This window comes from Bartonella sp. AP150HLJHH, from assembly GCF_042196385.1.
GTDB lineage: Bacteria > Pseudomonadota > Alphaproteobacteria > Rhizobiales > Rhizobiaceae > Bartonella.
The window spans coordinates 224523-246361 of sequence record NZ_JBHIQC010000001.1; the positions used below are offsets into that span (position 1 = coordinate 224523).

General features: G+C 38.4%; 13 protein-coding genes. 3 read left to right on the top strand and 10 right to left on the bottom strand.

From position 1 onward, the window contains the following. Positions 1–61 precede the first annotated feature (61 nt). Both ACFING_RS00865 and pncB read left to right on the top strand, forming a co-directional pair. Positions 62–8626: a GH36-type glycosyl hydrolase domain-containing protein gene (locus ACFING_RS00865; RefSeq protein ID WP_375629219.1), complete on the top strand. Its 8565-nt coding sequence runs from the start codon at positions 62–64 to the stop codon at positions 8624–8626. A gap of 132 nt (positions 8627–8758) precedes the next feature. Next, positions 8759–10063, top strand: coding sequence for a nicotinate phosphoribosyltransferase (gene pncB / locus ACFING_RS00870; protein ID WP_375611404.1), 1305 nt, complete (start codon positions 8759–8761; stop codon positions 10061–10063). 1464 nt (positions 10064–11527) lie between these two features. Here pncB and ACFING_RS00875 read toward each other — a convergent pair. The 10 genes from ACFING_RS00875 to nth form a co-directional block, all read right to left on the bottom strand. Then, complete coding sequence (locus tag ACFING_RS00875; RefSeq protein WP_375611405.1) at positions 11528–11914, bottom strand: YbaN family protein; 387 nt, start codon at positions 11912–11914, stop codon at positions 11528–11530. A 410-nt stretch (positions 11915–12324) separates the two neighbouring features. Continuing rightward, positions 12325–13230, bottom strand: coding sequence for a metal ABC transporter permease (locus ACFING_RS00880; RefSeq protein ID WP_273790250.1), 906 nt, complete (start codon positions 13228–13230; stop codon positions 12325–12327). Next, the gene (locus ACFING_RS00885; RefSeq protein WP_375611406.1) at positions 13227–14093 is read right to left on the bottom strand and encodes a metal ABC transporter permease; all 867 of its coding nucleotides are present in this window, start codon (positions 14091–14093) and stop codon (positions 13227–13229) included. Before ACFING_RS00885 ends, ACFING_RS00880 begins: the two co-directional genes overlap by 4 nt. Beyond that, positions 14090–14920 carry a manganese/iron ABC transporter ATP-binding protein gene (locus ACFING_RS00890; RefSeq protein ID WP_273790252.1) on the bottom strand — a complete coding sequence of 277 codons (831 nt, stop codon included), beginning with the start codon at positions 14918–14920 and terminating at the stop codon, positions 14090–14092. Before ACFING_RS00890 ends, ACFING_RS00885 begins: the two co-directional genes overlap by 4 nt. After that, positions 14917–15825 carry a metal ABC transporter substrate-binding protein gene (locus ACFING_RS00895; protein ID WP_375620851.1) on the bottom strand — a complete coding sequence of 303 codons (909 nt, stop codon included), beginning with the start codon at positions 15823–15825 and terminating at the stop codon, positions 14917–14919. The genes ACFING_RS00890 and ACFING_RS00895 overlap by 4 nt, the downstream gene beginning before the upstream one ends. A 290-nt stretch (positions 15826–16115) precedes the next feature. Further along, positions 16116–18530, bottom strand: coding sequence for a phenylalanine--tRNA ligase subunit beta (gene pheT, locus ACFING_RS00900; RefSeq protein ID WP_375629222.1), 2415 nt, complete (start codon positions 18528–18530; stop codon positions 16116–16118). Positions 18531–18562: 32 nt separating this feature from the next. Further along, positions 18563–19645, bottom strand: a complete 1083-nt coding sequence (gene pheS / locus ACFING_RS00905; RefSeq protein ID WP_375629225.1) for a phenylalanine--tRNA ligase subunit alpha — start codon at positions 19643–19645, stop codon at positions 18563–18565. Positions 19646–19739: 94 nt separating this feature from the next. Next, positions 19740–20141, bottom strand: a complete 402-nt coding sequence (rplT, locus tag ACFING_RS00910; RefSeq protein WP_375624743.1) for a 50S ribosomal protein L20 — start codon at positions 20139–20141, stop codon at positions 19740–19742. Between the two features lie 33 nt (positions 20142–20174). After that, the gene (rpmI, locus tag ACFING_RS00915; RefSeq protein WP_183193590.1) at positions 20175–20378 is read right to left on the bottom strand and encodes a 50S ribosomal protein L35; all 204 of its coding nucleotides are present in this window, start codon (positions 20376–20378) and stop codon (positions 20175–20177) included. 155 nt (positions 20379–20533) lie between these two features. After that, complete coding sequence (gene nth, locus ACFING_RS00920; protein ID WP_375620848.1) at positions 20534–21274, bottom strand: endonuclease III; 741 nt, start codon at positions 21272–21274, stop codon at positions 20534–20536. 120 nt (positions 21275–21394) lie between these two features. Here nth and ACFING_RS00925 point away from each other — a divergent pair, with 120 nt between their 5' ends. Beyond that, positions 21395–21826 (top strand): Hsp20 family protein, encoded by a 432-nt coding sequence (locus ACFING_RS00925; protein WP_375629229.1) that lies wholly within the window; start codon positions 21395–21397, stop codon positions 21824–21826. Positions 21827–21839: the final 13 nt, after the last annotated feature.

Here is a 21839-nt window from a genome sequence, read left to right on the forward strand (position 1 = left end):
CAGATAAAATGCTTACAATTTAAATAAAAAACGATGTAATTAAATAACAATGGGACATGGCGTGCATAATACCCTTCATAAAATACTTTTTTCTCAAAAAGAGAAAAAAGATCATTTTATTAATACGGATTTTCCTCTTCGTGCAATCTATAAGGTACAGGAAGATCTTTATAACTTAGGGCATGATATAGCTTCTGGTAAAGAAATTTTACTCCCTGAATATGAAGGAGTAGGAGATTTTCGCAAGAGATTGAATGAAAATGCTAAACTTATTCTTCATGCCTTTCATACCAGTGATTTTGCTGCTCGAAATGATGAAACCATCGCACCATCTGCTCAATGGCTCATTGATAATCATTACACCATTGATAAAACCATACAAAAGCTACGTCGTAATCTACCCAAGTCCTTCATAAAGCAACTTCCTCTTTCTACACACAAAGCCGGAATACCACGAATTTTTGCTTTAACTTGGCTTTATATTGCGCATACCGATAGCAGCTTTTCACAAGAAACACTCACTGCTATGACCAACGGATTTCAAGAAGTTTGTGCGCTCACAATTGGTGAATTGTGGGCTTTTCCTTCAGTTATGCAAATGCTGCTCATTGAAAATGTCCGTCGTCTTTCAGTACGTATCGAAAAAGCGCGACATATGCGCCATCTTGCTAGTCAAGTAGCTGATAAAATTTCTCTTGTAGAAAATAAAACAAATCCACACTCTCTTTTTACGCAGTATAAACCATTTACTGTTGATCCAACTTTTTCAGCACATTTATTCTATCGCCTGCGCAGTGCATCTGTCGATTCAACCGTAGCATTAACTTGGCTTGAAAAGCAATTGAAAAGCCAAGGTAGTAGCTTAGAGATTGCAACAGCTGATGAACATACCCGACAAGCAGCAGATGGTGTGACCATGGGAAATATTATCCGTGCTCTTAAAGCTATAGATGATGTTGATTGGACAGCATGGTTTGAAACAGTGAGTTGTGTCGATTCTATTTTGCGTAAAAATAGTGATTTTTCTGAAATTGATGCTCACTCACGCAATATTTATCGACAAGTCATTGAAAAAGTTTCTCGCTTTTCGCCTCTTAGTGAACTGGAAGTTGCACATAAAGTTGTAGAAATGGCAAATTCCACTTCTAAAGATATGCCTCATCATTCTTGTGTGGGGTGGTACCTTGTTGATGATGGTCGTGGCATATTTGAAAAGGCTTGTGGGTATATTCCGCCCTTTCTCATAAAATGGACACGCGCTTCCTGTTGCTCAAAATTGAGAGTCATCGCCGTTCCTGTCTCTTTTCTGACGCTTGCTCTTTTGCTGGTAATTTACGCCCTTTTACAAATATCTGGCATGACACAATGGATATCTTTTTGCTTTACTGTATTGGCGCTTTTTCCTGCTATGGATGCTGCTTTTGCTTTATTTAACACTGTTGTTTCGTGGTTTGTCCCATCAAAACAACTCATTGGTTATGAATATAAAGAAGGTATTCCAAAACATGCACGGACAATGGTTATTGTACCTACTTTGATGACATCACGCGATGATATTGATGAACAAGTGCGCAATCTTGAAGTGCACTATCTTTCCAATTCTAAAGGTGCCATTCATTTTGCACTCATTACAGATTGGGTGGATGCTCCATTGAGAGAAACGCAAGATGATCTTGATTTATTGCACTATGCGCAAAAGAGTATTGATAAACTCAATAGTCGTTATCATCGTGATGAACTTCCGCTTTTTTTCCTTTTACATCGCCGACGCCTTTATAATACAAGCGAAAAATGTTGGATGGGATGGGAACGAAAGCGAGGAAAACTTCATGAACTTAATCGGCTCTTAAGAGGCGATAAAAATACAAGCTTTTATCCTCCCAATCCACATCTTCCTATGGATTGCCGTTTTGTTATGACGCTGGATTGTGATACACGTCTTACTCCAGAGAGCGTCGCGAAACTTGTTGGAAAGCTTAACCATCCACTCAATCATCCCGTTTTTGATCCACAAAGTGGAAAGGTTGTAAAGGGCTATAGCATTTTACAACCACGCATTATTCCTTCTCTTACAACAGGAAAAAAAACATCAATTCTCCAACGGGTTTTTTCTATCAACCGTGGCATTGATCCTTATGTTTTTGCTGTTTCTGATACTTATCAAGATCTTTTAGGAGAAGGCACCTTTATCGGTAAAGGTCTTTATAATATTGATGCATTTGAACAAGCACTTGATGGCAAAATTAAAGAAAATACTATTCTTAGTCATGATCTCTTAGAAGGAGGTTATGCTCGTACTGCTCTGGTAAGTAGCATAGAAGTCATTGAAGACTATCCAACCGCTTATAATATTGATGTTATGCGTTATCATCGTTGGGTCCGCGGTGATTGGCAGCTTTTGCCTTATCTTTTTTCCCACCGTCAAATAAGTTCCGTGACGCGTTGGAAAGTGCAGGATAATTTACGTCGTTCTCTCACTCCACTTATGTGGTTAATCGCAGCATTTGCAGGATGGGCTTTTTTGTCTTTAAAGAGTGCAATCGTCTGGCAACTATTCTTGTTGTTTAGCTCCTTCATTTCACCCATTCTATGTGTATTAAAAACGCTTGTCTCATCCAATATAGATCATTCTTTGCGTGGACATTTTCAATTAATTTGGAACAAAATTGCTCTTACAAGCGCTGATATATTTCTTAAAACGACGTTTCTTGCTCATTCGGCGTATTTTATGACCGATGCGATTATTCGTACACTCTATCGTATGACGATTTCAAAACAGCATCTTCTTGAATGGAAAACTTCTGCCGCAACAAAATCAATACCCAATAGTTTGCGTTTCTATGTTTTTACAATGGCACCAGCATCGCTTATTGGTATTCTTACTATAGCACTCCCTCTTTTTTCTGATAGTTTTGCAAGCTTGGTTGCTTTGCCTTTTGGGATAGCATGGTTTTTTTCACCCTTCATTGCTTGGATTGTGAGTCAACCTTCAACCTTTCAAGATAGCCTTGATCTTTCTTCAAAAGATGAAAAAAAACTCCGCTCTATTGCACGGCGGACATGGCTTTATTATACAACCTTTGTCAATGCACAAAACAACCATCTGCCTCCCGATAATTTTCAAGAAGATCCTGAACCTCTTGTTGCTCAACGTACATCGCCTACGAATATTGGCGTTTATCTCCTTTCTATTATTGCAGCACGTGATTTTGGCTGGATTGGTTTTGAAGAGACCATCAACCGTATTGAATGTACATTACGCTCTCTTACAAAAATGGAAAAGTTTCGTGGTCATCTCTATAATTGGTATGAAACGGATACACTCAGGCCTCTTTTACCTACTTATGTATCAACCGTTGATTCAGGAAATCTTGCCGGTCATTTGGTAACACTCTCTTCTGCTTTAAGTGAATGGGCTGAAAAACCGCTTCTTTTTTTCCAAAGTGATCGAGAAGGCTTATCGGATGTTCTTGCTATTCTTGAAGAAACTGTCAGAGAAATTCCAGATCATCAACCCAGTTTACGCTCTTTACACCAAAAAATCGAAGAAAACATCACTCGTTTTCATGATTCTGTCTTCACTTTTTTAGAACAAGAAAATACGGTCCCTTCTCACATCATAGATCTTTCACTTGCAGCCCACGATATTGTGCACTTAGTCGGTGAACTTGACCACAAAATTCAAACGATAGAATCTGCTCGTGCGCTTTCTTGGGCTAAATGCCTTATCGACACCTGTAACGCTCATCGTAATGATGCGACTGCTCATTGTGATACTGAAAAATTACGTAAAAAACTAAACAGGCTGGCTATAGCGGCACGGCAAATAGCCTTTGATATGAAATTTGACTTTTTAGAACAGCCTAAACGGCATCTCTTATCCATAGGATATCGTGTTCAAGAAAACAAACTCGATGAAAATTGTTATGACCTACTTGCTTCAGAAGCACGTCTTGCAAGCTTTTTTGCCATCGCAAAAAGAGATATAAAACTTAAACATTGGTTTCGTCTTGGTCGACTTCTCGTACCCATAGGTGGGAAAGGTGCACTCCTATCATGGTCTGGATCAATGTTTGAATATCTTATGCCATCTCTCGTAATGCATGAACCTTTAGGATCTCTCCTAGATCAAACAAATCGATTGATTATTCGTTGTCAAATACAATATGCCCATAAACGGGAATTGCCATGGGGTATTTCAGAAGCCGCATTTAATGCTCGCGATCATTTAATGAATTACCAATACGCTCATTTTGGTGTTCCAAACCTCGGACTCCAACGTGGTCTTTCACGCAATGCTGTCATTGCTCCCTATGCCAGCCTTCTAGCGGCACAATATGCTCCTGCTTGCGCTGTCGCTAATTTAAAACGACTCCGTGATCTTGGAGCTTTAGGAACATATGGTTATTATGACTCTGTTGATTTTACTCCAACACGCGTGAAAACAGGGGAAAAATACGCCATTATACGCAATTATTATGCGCACCATCATGGCATGTCTATCCTTGCTCTTAACAATGTTATTTTTCAAGGGCGAATGCGTGATCGTTTTCACCGTGATCCCGTTATTGAAGCAACACAATTGCTCTTACAGGAAAGAGCGCCTCATCTCATTCCTATTATTCATACCAAAGCTGTTAATCGTATGCGCAATAAGTCTCAAGCATTTGACGCAGCCCCTTTGCGCATTATTACAAACCCGTTACTCAAACCACGAGCAACTTTACTTTTGTCTAATGGCTTTTATTCTACCATGTTAACAGCGAACGGTTCTGGTTACAGCCGTTGGCACGATTATGCGATTACGCGCTTTATTTCTGATGCAACAGAAGATCAACAAGGTACTTTATTCTTCTTACGTGATACGCATAGTGGACGGTGGTGGTCTGTTACTGGTGAGCCAACACGTGTTATTGAAGAAGAAGCTGTCAGCATTTTTACAGATGAAAAGGCTGAATATACAAAAATGGTTGATGGTATTAAATCAACACTTGAATGTCTTATTACATCTGAAGGATGTGGCGAAGGGAGACGTATTCAACTGATGAATACGACAAATAAAGACCGACTCATTGAAGTGACTTCTTATGGTGAATTAGCGCTTGCCACGATGGATACAGACCAAGTTCATCCTGTTTTTTCCCGTATGTTTATAGAGACAGAAATTACTGAAGAAGGTAAAACAATTTTTGCCAAAAGGCGCAAACGCTCGCCTAGTGATCCTGAAATCTATGTTACCCATTTTGTTTCTAGTACAACAGATATTCTCCAAGAGACAGAAGCTGAAACAGATCGCTCTCTGTTTATTGGTCGGGGGCGATCTATTCATCGACCCGCTGCATTTGACCAAAATGCTCGTTTCAGTAACAGTCAAGGTTGTGTTCTTGACCCTGTTATGTCATTGCGATGCCGTATAAAAATTTCAGCCCATGAAAAAGCAGAACTTATTTTTTGGACTTTTGCTGCTCATACAAAAGAAGCGCTAAATAATCATATTAAACATTATCGACAACCTGATATGTTTCAAAAAGAACTTTCAATGGCATGGACGCACTCACAAGTCGCACTGTATCAGAGCGGAACCCAGCTTAAAGAAGCTATTATCTATCAAAAATATGCAACACCGCTTATTTATCCAGAAAGAACGTGGCGTCTTCCTTCTGAAATATTAGCAAAAACGCTAGGAAAACAGTCTAATCTTTGGCCCATGTCTATCTCAGGAGACAATCCACTCTGTCTTCTTAGATTAAATAACGAGGGAAATATAACTGTACTGCGCGAGCTCCTTAAAGCACACGAATATTGGCGTATGCGTGGACTCATTGTTGATTTGGTCATTCTTAATGAACAAACATTTTCTTATATACAAAGTACACAACGCGCTCTTGAGTGGGTCTGTGAATCTTATTATCACCACACGCAAAAAGCAGATGAACGCCAACATATTTTCATGCTTCGACGCGATCAAATGAGTGAACAGAGTTTTAAAACGCTTCTTGCATCAGCGCGTATCGTTCTTGATGCCCAAAATGGCTCTTTATCTGAACAACTTAAACGACTTGATGAGAATGATTTTAATCTCACAGTTCGTAAAAATTATCAAGAACCTTATGATCAATTAGACTTGCCAAGATATAACGAAGGACAGCAATTTACAACACAAACTGAACAAAATCTTTTTTCTTCCATTGGTCTTATTAGCCAACAAAAACCATCCTCTTTTCTCCCAAATGGAGAAGATCTAAGATATTGGAATGGTTACGGTGGTTTTAATCAGCATAATCATTATGTAATACGTCTTCATGGACGTACCACTACACCGCATCCGTGGATTAATGTCATTGCTAATCACAGATTTGGTTTTCATGTCTCTGCTGAAGGTGCAATTTTTACTTGGGCTAACAATAGCCGCGATTATCAACTAACTCCTTGGGCGAATGATCCAACGTCTAACCGACCAGGAGAAGCACTTTATCTGGTTGATCGCCAGTCTTTAAAACGTTTCTCACCCGTTTCTACTGTTGAATGTGACGAAAATATTGTCTATGAGGCGTGTCATGGGTTTGGATTCTCAACTTTTAAATCAACACATTCAGAAATCGCATTAGAACTGACTCATACACTTGATCCCGAAAAACCTATTCGCTTTTCACGTCTTATCCTTACGAATGAAGGGAAAAAACCACGCAGTTTACGCCTTTATAATTATGTTGAATGGGTTTTGGGAAATGTCCGTACAAAATATGCCCCCTTTATTGTTTCCTCTTATGAGGCTAGATGGGGTGCACATTTTATTCAAAATCCCTATCACATCGAGAAATATCAACAAGTTACATTTTTATCAGCATCCGAAATGCCAACCAGCACGACGACCAATCGCGCTGAATTTATTGGTGCAACGGGAACCGTAACACGTCCAAATGCGATCCATAAAGCTGGTGCTCTTTCGAATACCATTGCAGCAGGATGTGATCCTTGTTCAGCATTCGCCTATGATATTGATCTTCAACCAGGGCAAACAAAAGAAATCATCTTCTATCTTGGCAGTGCTGAAAATAGGCAAGAAGCTGAAAAATTACTCAATCAAGTACGTGCAAGTGATTTTGAAATTCAGCTCACAAAACAAAAACAGCAATGGAGTGATTTTGTTTCTCCTTTCCAAGTCAAAACACCTGATGCTTCTTTTAATCTTATGGTCAACCATTGGCTTCCTTATCAAATCTACGCATGCCGCATCATGGCACGCGCAGGCTTTTACCAAGCGAGTGGTGCATTTGGTTTTCGTGACCAGTTACAAGATAGCTTGTCTTTGTTATTGCTGGAACCACAATTAGCACGTGAACAATTGTTAAATGCAGCAGCGCACCAATTTCTTGAAGGTGATGTGCAACATTGGTGGTTGCCTGACACAAATGCTGGTGTTCGTACATACATTTCTGATGATATCGTTTGGCTTGCATATGCAACAGCTCTTTATGTCACTACCACTGGTGACGACGCTTTTCTTGATACGCTCATTCCTTTTATTGAAGGTGATGTTCTCAAAAGTGGGCAACAGGATGCTTATTTTCAACCCACCCAATCCTCAAAGGTTGCAACAGTTTATGAACATTGTGTTTTAGCTTTAGACCTTGCCATTAAACGCTGCGGACCACATGGTCTCCCTCTTATTTTAGGTGGGGATTGGAATGATGGCATGAATTTGGTCGGTGTGGAAGGAAAAGGCGAAAGCATTTGGTTAGGATGGTTTCTTGGGTACACATTACAAGCATTTATTTCTTTAGCCAAAAAACGTGGTGATAATAGCCATATGCAAATATGGAGTACGTACCTTGAACATTTAACAAAATCCCTAGAGAAAAACGGTTGGGATGGTGCTTGGTATCGACGTGGTTATTTTGATGATGGAACACCTCTTGGCTCTAAAATCAATGATGAATGTCAAATTGATACCATTGCTCAATCTTGGGCTGTCATTTCTCAAATGGCATCGCCTGAACGTCAAAAACAAGCGATGAAATCAATGTTGGAACAGCTCTATGATAAAAAAGGCGGACTCATTCGCCTTTTTTGGCCGCCTTTTGATAAAAGTACGCTCGAGCCTGGTTATATAAAAGGTTATCCTCCAGGAATTCGAGAAAATGGTGGTCAATACACGCATGGTGCCATTTGGAGTATTTTTGCGTTGGCTGAAATGGAACAAAACGATAAAGCTTATGCTTTATTTTCTATGATAAACCCAATTACCCATGGACAAGATCCTGAAATTTATCGTGTTGAACCTTATGTGATGGCTGCAGATATTTATGCTGTTGAACCACGATGTGGTCAAGGCGGTTGGACTTGGTATACAGGTTCAGCCGGTTGGTTTTATCGCGCCGCAACACAAGCTATTCTTGGAATACAGCGTCAGGGAGACCTATTATTTTTGCAGCCACATTTACCCTCTATTTGGCCAAAATATGAAGCAACAATGAAGTTTTATGATGCCGTTTATAGCATTAAAGTAAAATGGGGACCTAAAAATATGCTCTATGTTAATAGCAAAGAATATACCGAAGTTCATACAGGGATAAAGTTACAAAAAACAGGTCAGCATGAAATTATGCGTATTGTCAAATCTTAAAGATGAAAGATGGAAAAAGAGAGTAGGCTTTTTATTCTTGCCCAAAACTGTAGAGTTGTTATATTGCACCGTCTATATTAGCCGTGTTGGTGCATAATATTTTAGATTTTATGAAAATGAAAGAAAAAGGTTATGAATCATCCGGATATTGCTAGACGTGTTTACAATCACACTTGGAAGCTTGATCCCATTATTCGCTCACTTCTTGATACGGATTTTTATAAGCTTCTTATGGTGCAGATGATTTGGGGGTTATACCCTAATGTTAATGTTACTTTTTCCCTCATAAATCGCTCTAAAACAATACGTCTTGCCGATGATATTGATGAGAGTGAATTACGTGCTCAACTTGATCATGCTCTTAGTTTGCGCTTTACAAAAAAAGAAATGATCTGGCTTGCTGGTAATACATTTTATGGACGCAAACAAATTTTTGAACCGGATTTTCTTCAGTGGCTTGAGAATTTTCAACTCCCAGAATATGAACTCACCCGCAAAGATGGCCAATATATCCTTCATTTTCATGGACCCTGGGCCCATAGTTCCATGTGGGAAATTCCTGCCCTTGCTATTATTAGTGAATTACGTTCACGTGCTGCTCTCAAAAAACTAGATCGTTTTGCTCTTGATGTACTTTATGCGCGTGCTAAAGCAAAAATGTGGAGTAAAGTTGAACGTCTCAAAAAATTGCCTGATATTAAAATATCTGACTTTGGGACAAGGCGCCGCCATTCTTTTTTATGGCAGCGCTGGTGTGTGGAAGCATTAAAAGAAGGCATTGGTCATTCTTTTACTGGAACTTCTAATGTTCTTCTTGCCATGGATACGGATTTAGAAGCTCTTGGAACCAATGCACACGAATTGCCTATGGTTATTGCGGCTCTCAGCAACAACGATGATGAATTACGCAGAGCTCCGTATCAAGTCTTGCAAGATTGGAATCGTTATTATGGTGGAAATCTTCTCATTGTTTTACCTGATACCTTTGGTACAGAAGAATTTTTACGCAATGCACCAGATTGGGTCGCTGATTGGACGGGTTTCAGACCCGATAGTGCGCCTCCTATTGAAGGTGGTGAACGTATTATTCAATGGTGGAAAGAAAAAGGAAAAGATCCACGCAAAAAACTTTTAATTTTTTCTGATGCTCTTGATGTCAATACAATTGAAAAAACCTATCATCATTTCCATGGTAAAGTGCGCATGAGTTTTGGATGGGGCACGGATCTTACCAATGATTTTACAGGCTGTGCACCTCAGGAAATCGAAACTCTTGATGCTCTTTCCCTTGTTTGTAAGGTGACCTATGCCAATGGTCGACCAGCCGTAAAACTTTCAGATAATCCTGAAAAAACGATCGGTGATTCAAAAGAAGTACAACGTTATCTCAATTTTTTTGGTAATAAAAAGCGAATTGCTAGACCTATAAAGACATAGTTTCCGGTTCTTTAAAACAAGTATATTGATCCATCATATTGTTTATAAGATTGATTTTTGTCCTACTCTAAGGACGAGGATTCTTAACCTTTGCTGGTCTGTAAACAGTTCGGCTGTTTTTGAGCAGATTCTACTTGGCCTACCACGCATACGCTTCACTTACATAAGGCGCGATAGATAAGACTTAAAAATATTTACGACGCATTAAAAAAATACTTAACGAGCCAAGGAAGTTTAACCAAGGAGATTTTCTCATTTTAACCCTGTTAAATCAAGCACACTCATCTCCTTGCATGTATGAAGGTTTTCAAGTTCTAAGGGTTATTGTTGTAGTTTGACAGTAGGTTTTATACTAAGTGGGAAGAGGTTGGATTAAGTAGGAATACGTGGTAATTTGCTATTTTTATGTACAATTTTGGCCATTAAATGCGCGTTTTATCAAAATAGATTTTGACACCTAAAATTGCAAAAATTACCGAAAATCAGAAAAAAGTGCGTTTCCATAAGTAAAAATGAGAAAAGGCTTTCAAAACCCTTTGAGAACATCTTTAAACTCTTTGAAAAAAATAAATTGATACAAAATCTAGTGTCAAAATATACAAAACCAGATGACAAGCTATAATTGTAGCATTAGGAATTACTAAGGCAACATTGGAGGATGACAAATAGCATGGTGACTATTGGTGTGCATTTTGAAAGGCAAGGATGATGGTGCTCAAATAGATTTTATACACGTTACAATGAGATTTTACTTTATCCATGTATGGTCTGCTATTATGAAATGAGTAAAGCGTTGAGAGATGTTTCATTAAAATAAATGTGTAAATAACATGATTTGGGAGACCTTTTGTTTTACGTGAGGGGCATGACTTTATTAAAAACAGAGAATGCAATAATATTTTTATTTCGAATAAGCTTTATACAAAGACAGAGAAATTATTTATTCGCATATTATAATAAGAATGCGTGTATGTATAAAACCATTTGAAAAACTCTGTTGTTTTTTATGAATTATTCTTAAGTTAATAACAGATATAACATTAAAGATTGATATAATAGACCGGCTTCTTAACTGTATAAGTATAAAAATGATGGTGTTTAGTAAGCTTTGTATTATATCCTCATTAAGAGATATGAAAACAAACGAAATGTCTTTTAGAAAGAAATGACTATCATATCAATGACTTTTTAATGATGTATATGTAGAGATTCATACAAACATGCTTTACAAAAATAATGACTCTCTTCCCTGAATGTGATTTATCATTGTTTACCAAGTGAGAACATTTTGAGTGTTCATAAAAATTATTTCACAAACATATTATTAATTAATTGCGTTCAAAAAGCTTGCTATTTCATATGCATTTTGGAAATGGAGAGCTTATATTCAAAACTTAAAAGTTCTCATAGTTTTTACAAATAAGTTGAAGCTAAAAAGAGTATCCCATAAAGCCTTTTTTATCATTAGGAAGATGGACGTGTTACAATATAAATGGCAATCAGCAATAATATAACCGCAACAAGTAAAGAAATCCACAAAGGAGGGTGTAGCATTACAAAAAAGGATAAAAATCCTCCTGTCATACTCATCATTGCAAAAACTTTAACGAATGGAGAGATTGCTTTTTTTTCTTCCCATCGCTTAATAGGGGGACCAAAAATACGATGATTATTCAACCATTGATGAAAACGTGGAGAAGAACGCGTAAAACACCATGAGGCAACCAATAAAAAAGGCACAGTTGGCATAATAGGTAATACGACACCGATAATACCTAATATAACCATCGCCCACCCTGCTATATAATAGCAGATACGTAAAGGGTGCGATATCTTCAAATCTTTTTTCATTTTCTCGTACTATTTTCCTCTACGCAAAACCCTATACAAAAACATTGTATCTGTTTTTTTCTGTTTATATGTCTGAGTGCACAATTACGCTCTACCCCTTCATGCGTAAGTGTCTTTGCTGTTATAAGTTCCTTGAAAATACCGAATAGCTTACACAATATTATAATCATTTTAAATGATTTCAAGAAAAGAGGAGAGATTTTAGAAAAACAAAAAAATAAAAAGGCTGCAGAAGAAATCAATGCAGCCTCTTAATTAAGAATGCAGTGTTGGGGGGGGGAGAAAATTTACTGCATTCACCTGCTAGATATTAGGAGGAAAAATAATCTAGCACTCGGGACTCTAATTAAAATAAAAATGAGAAACAATATATAAAAATGCATGGCTGATATGCATGAATTTTAACACTTTCAAGTCTCTTGAACTGTGTTTCGACGAAAGAAAATCATCATGAAAATAGCCATAAAAATCAACGTCAAGATCAACACAATTGTGGAAGCAGAATCAGAGCCGATAAATAAGCTGAGATAAATCCCTAAAAAACCAGAAAAAGCTGCAACAAGTATCGCGATCATTAACATAAAAGAAAACCGCTTTGTGACAAGATAGGCAATTGCTCCTGGTGCTATCAGTAAAGAAATAACGAGTACGATCCCTACAGCTTTCAAAGCTGCAACAATTGTAAGAGAAATCATCGTTAGCAGGGTATAGTGGAGTAGAGATATTGGTAACCCCATTGCACGTCCTTGAACTGTGTCAAAAATATACAGCATAAAGTCGCGCCATTTTGCTGCTAAAATAAAAGTGACAACAGCGGAAATGATTGCCGTCTGCGTTATATCAAGCCAGTTAACACCTAAGAGATTACCAAATAGAATATGATTCAAATCTAAGCTACTATAAATAGACGTGGCTAAAACAAGCCCCAAACCAAACATTGAAGAAAAGACCACACCCATCACCGTGTCCTGTTTGATACGGCTATTGCTCCCTAAAAAACCCGTTAATAGTGCACACACCATTCCTGCAACAAAAGCACCGCAAGTAATCAAAGTCATTGTAATATTCTCTGGACGCATATGCTGAAACCAAGCAAATGGCAAAGAAGTTAAAAATGCGATTACCCATGGTGTTGTCATATAACCAACAACAACACCTGGAAAAACTGCATGAGAAATGGCATCGCCTAACAGCGCCCATCCTTTCAAAATAAGAAAACAGGAAAGCATCGCCATGGGAATAGAAAGAATCATGACAATAAGCATACCCTTAAGCATAAAAGAAAACTGAAACGGAAGCAGTAATTGATCAATCATGATAATATTACACCCTTTTTTGCCGCATTTATGCGTAAGCGCGCAGCAATAAACCCATGTTTAGGAGCAAAAATAAAAGCCAAAACAAATAAAGATGCTTGAAAAAGCACTACAACCCCCCCCGTTTGTGCATTCAAAAAATAACTCACATAAACACCCAAGACACTTGTGAAGGTTCCAATTACAACTGCAATAACCAAGATGTTCACGAAACGATCACTTAAAAGATAGGCCGTTGCCCCAGGTGTCACAACAAGACAAATGACTAAGAATGCTCCAACGGTTTGCATCGCAGCAACAGTACAAGCGGCAAGCAATGTGAAAAAGAGAATCTTTAAAAATTTTACGTTTAATCCAATGGCATGCGCATGCGTTTCATCAAATAATGACACAAGAAGATCTTTCCATTTCAAAAGCAATATAAGCAACGAAACAAAGCCGATAAAAGCCAATTGTAGAATATCTGTTGAACTCACTGCTAAAATATTTCCCAAAACAATCGTATCAATATTAACAGCCATTGGTTTTAATGATTTGAGAAACAACCCAAAGGCAAAAAAGGAAGAAAAAATGAGCCCAATAATGGTATCTTCTTTAAGCTTTGTCCGGTGGTTAAAAAAGAGCATTGCTGCTGCTGCAAGACCACCAGAAAAAAAAGCGCCGAGTGAAAAAGGTAATCCTAAAAGGTAAGCTCCTGCTACACCAGGAACAATCGAATGGGAAAGTGCATCACCAATCAATGACCAACCTTTTAACATCAAAAAAGCTGAAAGAAAGGCACAAACACACCCAACTAACCCAGAAACCCACATTGCATTCACCATATATTGATAGCTCAGTGGCTCAAGCAACCAAGAAATCATGCAACGTGCTCCACTCTTTCAATATCTTCACAAACTGCAGACTGCTTTCTTCCCATGAAAACATCATTTTTTTTTGTGGTTTGAAGATCAAAAATATGGTGATGCAAAGACCCTCCAAAAGTTTTCTCCAGATTTTCCTTTGTAAAGATTTTTTCTGTTAACCCAGAAGCTAAAACAGTACCTTTTATTAAAACTGTATGATCACAAAATTCGCGAACAGAACCCAAATTGTGAGTTGAAACCAAGATCACTGCTCCTTCTTTACGGAGATCTTGTAACAAAGCAATGATTTTATCTTCTGTTGTAACGTCAACCCCTGTAAACGGCTCATCTAATAAAATAGCTTTTGCTTTCTGTGCAAGAGCGCGCGCTAGGAAAACACGCTTTTTCTGTCCACCAGAAAGTTCTCCAATTTGGCGCTTGGCAAAAGCCAACATATCAACGCGTTCTAAGGCAATACGAACGGCTTCATAATCTTGTGTACGGGCATAGCGAAAGAAATTCATATGACCGTACCGCCCCATCAATACAACATCTTCAACCAAGACAGGAAAATTCCAATCAACATCTTCACTTTGAGGAACATAAGCAATAAGATTTTTTTTCAAAGCTATATCAACGGGCAAATCAAACATACGAATTTTTCCCTTTGAGGGGCGTACAAACCCCATAATCGCTTTAAATAACGTTGACTTACCGGATCCATTAACACCAACCAATGCCGTAATAGAACCCTTTGGACTTTCAAAATTCACTTCACGTAAAGCTGTATGTCCATTACGATATGTTACCGTTACTCCTTGGGCAAAAATTCCACATTCCGTCATTGGTTTTTTACTCCCTCTACTAAAGCATTGCTAATACGCCCACTCGTGACACGTAATAAATCAATATAAGTGGGTACCTCACCATTTTTCTCACTTAAAGAATCAACATAAAGAACACCACCGTATTTAGCTCCTGTTTCTCTGGCAACCTGCTTAGCAGGCGCAGGGGAAATAGTGCTTTCAGAAAAAACTGCATGAATATTGTATTTGCGAACCATATCAATAACATGCTTGACCTGCTGTGGTGTTCCTTGTTGGTCAGCATTGATGGGCCATAAATAAAGTTCTTTTAGATCAAAATCACGCGCCAAATAGCTAAAAGCCCCCTCACTGGTCACAAGCCAACGTTTATCTTGCGGTACAGCTTCTAATTCAGCCCTAATTGGATCAATCGTTGCACGAATTTTCTGTTTATAAATTTCAGCATTCTGTTTATAAATTTCAGCATGTTCAGGATCATATTTTACAAAAGCATCGCGAATATTATCAACGTAAATCAAAGCAGAGGTCGGTGACATCCACGCATGAGGATTGGGTTTACCGCTAAAGGGGCCCTCACCAATTTTAATGGGTATAATACCTTTTGAAACAACAACACTTGGAACATCCTTGATATTTTGAAAAAACTTTTCAAACCAAAGCTCTAACTCTAAACCATTCCACAATACAAGGTTAGCTCCCTGAGCACGCATAAGATCGCGTGGGGTGGGTTGGTATTCATGAATTTCCGCACCTGGTTTTGTAATGGATTCAACATCAGCGGCATCACCTGCTACATTGCGTGCCATATCAGCAATGATAGTGAATGTCGTAACAGCTTTAAATTTACCAGCACACAAAGCAAAATTGGGTGTAAAAAAAATAACACTTCCAAAAACTATGGTGAAAAACGTTCTTACGTTCATTGATTCTCTCTTTCCTTTATATGCCTTCTTTTTATTGCAAATAATTTGCATTATCATTTAGCAATAGCAGTTATCTTTTACATTTGCAATGAAGGATTAAGAGAAAAAATAACTTTTCAAGATGTTTAAAAACAGTTTTTTCATATTGAAAAAATTGATGATTTAAGCAGCTTGTTTTGGTAAGGAGGTCCCCTTTCAAGAAGTTCTATAGCTCTTGAATGCCAAACAAAAAGGGAGCACGCAAAGATGCTCCCACTTCATGTAAAATATCTCATAAAAAATGAGAATACTCAGTAGCGCAAATATGCACCTGTCATTTTGGTAACATTATCCACGATCTTTGAGGCAAGCTTTTCTAAATCTTCATCTGTTAGAGTCCGTTCTATGGGCTGAATAGTTACTTCAATTGCAACAGATTTTTTATCTTCACCAAAGCTTAAATCTTCAAAAATATCAAAAACCCGCACTGAATGAATAAGTTTTTTATCGGCTCCACTTGCCGCCCGAATAATAAGAGAAGAGGCAACAGTTTTATCCGCTATAAAGGCAAAATCACGCCGCACCATTTGAAAAGGTAAGAGTTTCAAAGGAGGACGGCTTTTGGTCGTTTTTTTCTTTGATTCTGGAATTCGATCTAGAAAAATTTCAAAGCCGCATAAAGGGTCACTGACATCTAACTTTTCTAATGTAGCAGGATGAAAAACACCAAAAAAACCAAGAATAATCTTTGATCCAAGTTTTATGACACCTGAACGACCAGGATGATACCAATCCGGTGCTCCAACTTCAATCTGCACTTTCCCAACATCCATATCGCATGCTTCTAAAATAGCTAAAGCATCTGCTTTGGCATCAAAAACATCAACGACGGTTGCATTTCCATTCCAAAAACGCCCAGCCCCTTTAAATTGCTCTGTTCCGCGACGAATTCCACTAACAACACGGTGTTGTTTATCAGGGGTGTCGCCCTCATAAATACTTGAAACTTCAAACAAAGCAAGATCGGAAAAACCACGATCAGCATTTCTTTGTGCCGCCATAATCAAGCCAGGTAAAAGGGAAGGACGCATCATTGACATATCAGCAGCAATAGGATTAACTAATTTAAGCTCTTCTTGACCTCCTCCAAAAGCAAGAGCTTGATTTTCAGAAATAAAAGACCATGTCACCGCTTCTTTCATACCACGTTGCACTAGAGCCAAACGTGTAGCACGTGAACGAATTTGTGCGCATGTTAAAATTTGATCTTTTCCTTCTGCAAAGTTTTCCAAAGGAATAGGTTTAATTTTATCTAACCCATAAATTCTCATAACCTCTTCCACCAAATCGGCTTTACCCATAATATCAGGGCGCCATGATGGTACTTTTACCGTAACGACTTCTCCTTTTCCTTCAACAAAAAATCCAAGTTTTGTTAAAATAGAGATGACTTTTTCAGGTTCTATTTCCAAATTTGTTAAACGTTTAATTTCAGAAAAAGGAAAAGCGATCTGTTTGATTTCTTGTTGCTGATAGCCAACGATCTTCTTTTTAGATACTTCACCACCACAAAGACGTAAGACCAATTCTGTTGCAATCTCAAGTCCTGTTTCTATAAAAGCCGGGTCAACACCTCGTTCAAATCGATAACGTGCATCACTGATAAGACCTAATGCTCTTCCTGTTTGTGCAATGCTTCGCGCATCCCAAAGCGCCGATTCAATAATAATGCGATGTGTTGTTTCATCACAACTCGTTCTTTCACCGCCCATGATACCGGCAATCGAAACAACCCCCTCGTCATCTGCAATGACACAATTTTTAGGGCCCAGATGATAGATTTTTCCGTTCAGTGCTTGAAGTTGCTCTCCTTCACGCGCGCAACGTACACACAAATTACCTTTAATTTTATCTGCATCAAAAACATGGAGTGGACGACCAAGGTCAAAACTGATGTAATTGGTCATATCAACAAGCGCATTAATCGGTCTCAGACCAATTGCATTCAAACGCTGTTGCATCCACTGTGGTGATGCACCATTTTGAACATTGCGCACTTCACGCCAAGCAAAACCTAAACATAATGATGAATCTTGCGAAAAATCTAATGAAACATCGAGAGGTGTTTCAAAGGAAGGATCAAATTTTGACAGGGATAATTCTTTTAATTTTCCCATTCCAGCGGCAGCAAGATCACGTGCAATACCACGAACACCTGTGCAATCGGAACGATTAGGGGTCAAACCAATATCAATAACCGGATCATCTAAACCAGCATAAGCTGCAAATGAACCTCCAATAGGACTATCTTCTGGAAGTTCAATAATCCCATCATGCTCATTTGATAATTCAAGCTCCGCTTGTGAACACATCATCCCAAAACTTTCAACACCTCGGATTTTTCCTACAGATAATGTTACATCAAGTCCTGGAATATAAGTGCCTGGTAGTGCCAGAACACCAACAAGACCTGCGCGTGCATTTGGTGCTCCACAGACAACTTGAACAGGTGTGGAAGTCCCTGTATCGACTGATAAAATTTGAAGTTTATCTGCATCAGGATGCTTTATTGCTGTTAAAACTTTTGCAATCACAAAACCTTTTAAAGAAGACCGATCATCAACGTAATCAACCTCAAGACCTATAGCGGTTAATTTTTCACAAATTTCATTCAAAGATGCATTTGTTTCTAAGTGATCTTTTAACCAGGACAATGTAAACTTCATTTTAAAACCTCACATGAAAGCGATGACTAAGATCACACATTTCTATTAGGAAAAAAAGCAGGCATATCAAAGCAACGAAAGCCATAATGGTCTAACCAACGCAGGTCAGCATCAAAAAAAGCCCGCAAATCAGGCATACCGTATTTCAACATGGCAATACGATCAATGCCCATGCCCCATGCAAAACCTTGATATTCATCTGGATTTAAACCAACATTTTTCAACACCTGGGGATGCACCATTCCGCATCCTAAAATTTCCAACCAATCCTGTCCTTCTCCGAACTTTACTTCTGAACCAGAACGATCACATTGAATATCTACCTCCATAGATGGTTCGGTAAAAGGGAAAAAAGAGGGACGAAAACGCATTTTTACAGAGGGAACTTCAAAAAATGCTTTACAAAAGGTTTCATGTAGCCACATCATATGGGCTATGGTGGAGGTTTTATCGATGACAAGACCTTCTACCTGATGGAACATGGGAGAATGTGTTGCATCCGAATCCATGCGGTAAGTTTTTCCAGGAATAATGATCCGTATCGGTGCTTTTTGTTTTTCTAGTGTACGAATTTGTACGGGTGATGTATGGGTTCGCAATAATTTTCGTTCTCCCATTTTATCAACATCAAAAAAGAAGGTATCATGCATTTCACGCGCTGGATGCCCTTCAGGAAAATTCAATGCTGTAAAATTATAATAATCTGTTTCAATATCAGGTCCCTCTGCAAGAGAAAAACCCAACTTTGTATAAATGGCAATAATTTCCTCAATCACTTGTGAAATAGGATGAATGCGTCCCCGTTCTATAGGTGAAGAGCGAACAGGCAAGGTAACATCAACTTTTTCACGAGAAAGACGGGCATCTATTGCCTGTCTTTTCAGAAGATCACGCTTTTGTGCCCATAATTCTAAAATGCGATTTTTTAATTCATTAAGAACTGGTCCAACTTTATGGCGCTCGCCAGCATCCATTTTTCCTAATTCTTTTAATTTTTCAGAGATACTACCTTTTTTACCCAATGCTGCAATACGCACTTCTTCAAGTGCTTGTTCATCACCTGCTGCCTCTAAGGCTAAACAAATTTCTTGTTCCAGACGCTCAATATCATTCATATTTTTGCCTATTTTTTAATAAAGAAAAACCCGCACTCGCAATAGCCAGCACGGGACCTCGAATAAATGAATGCTTTAAGAGAACACGACTGGCTTATTTGACAGCGCCTTCGAAAGCATTAGGTGTCGTATCTTTTAAATATTCTAAAGCTTTTTTTGCCGAAGCTACTAAAGCAGAAAATGCTTCTGCCTCATGGATTGCTATATCTGAAAGAACCTTACGATCAACCTCAATACCGGCTTTTGATAAGCCATCAATAAAACGTCCATAAGTTAAACCTTCTGCGCGAACAGCCGCATTAATTCTCTGAATCCACAAAGCACGGAAAGTACGTTTCCTATTTTTGCGATCACGATAAGCGTATTGCTTTGAACGATCAACCGCTGCTTTAGCTGCACGAATGGTATTTTTACGACGACCGTAAAAACCTTCAGCCTGTTTAAGAATTTTTTTGTGCTTAGCGTGTGCTGTCACACCTCTTTTCACACGAGCCATATTATAATCTCCTCAAAATCAAAAGCGTAAGGTTTAAATACCATTCGGCAAATAATGCTGAATGACTTTTTTAGCATCTTGTTCACACAAAACCATTGTTCCACGTGCATCGCGAATAAATTTATTCGAACGCTTAATCATGCCGTGGCGCTTACCGGCAGCTGCTACTTTAATTTTGCCTGACGCAGTGATTTTAAACCGCTTTTTAGCGGATGATTTGGTCTTCATCTTGGGCATTTTGCTACTCCGTACATTAATTTATTCAATCAAACATTTTATTCACTCAAGCGGACCAACGCTTGAACAAGCATTTAAACAGCCACGGCATGCCCTGCCGGGCGGCTCTTAAAGACGTTTTCATAAGCTAGTATACACAAAATAGCAAGACCGTATTACAAAAAAATCGGCGCTCCATTGTCTTGAAGCTCAACCAAAGGTGCTGGAATTGCATTTGTTTTGATGGCTGCTTTACATAAATCGGCAATAATGCATTGCGTACATTGTGGTTTACGGGCTTGACAAATATAGCGACCATGTAAAATCAGCCAATGATGCGCATGGCGAATATAATGAACCGGTATAATCTTTAATAATTTTTTCTCAACAATTTCTGGTGTTTTTCCAGGCGCCAAACCAAGACGGTTGCTAAAGCGAAAAATATGTGTATCTACTGCCAATGTAGGCTGACCAAAAGCAACATTCAAGACCACATTAGCCGTTTTGCGCCCAACTCCAGGAAGGGCCATGAGTGCTTCACGCGTATCGGGTACTTGACCACCATATTGATTAATTAAACAGTTGCAAAGCGCATAAACATTACGTGCTTTTGCACGCCAAAGGCCAATTGAACGGATATGATTTGCTATTTCTTCTTCCCCTAATGCAACCATTTTTTCCGGTTGATCAGCAAGGAAAAATAATTCTTTTGTCGCTTTATTAACGCTTACATCTGTCGCTTGAGCCGAAAGCACAACGGCAACTAAAAGTGTAAAAGTATTTATATAGTTAAGATCACTCTTAGGTGTTGGGCGTTGCACAGAAAAACGGCGAAATATTTCCGCAATTTCATCTTTATTATACAATATACTAGATAAATTTCGCACCTTTGATAATTTTATGTTACTTTGAGGCATTGAACTCTCTTAAATCTTCTCTCTTGAAGTTATCATTCATGCTCGCCATATGAGAGGAGTGCAGCGAACACTTTTATAGAGTTTGGTCAAGTAAAGCCGTTTTAAAGAGGATACTCATGAATGACATATGTGACGCCTTTCTCCAATCCTTTTCTTTTAGGGTTTGAAACCGTAGAAAAAATATTGCAACGTATCGGTAAAGCTGATGAGGCTTACCCAGCCTATAATATTGAACGTTTGCATAAAAGTGATGATGCAAATCATATCCGGATAACTTTGGCTGTTGCTGGATTTAAGATTAACCATCTTAATATTTTACTCGATGATAATCAATTGGTTATTCATGGTAAACAAACAGACAACCAAAATCATCAATATTTATATCGCGGTATAGCTGCGCGACAATTCCAGCGAACCTTTGTTCTCGCGGAAGGGATGCATGTTACAAATGCAGAGTTGAAAAATGGTCTTTTATCAATTAATCTGTATCAACCAAAATTAAAAAAAGAAATAAAACAGATTCCAATTAAAGTCAGTAGTGGTGAGTCATAAAAGTTAAGGCGTA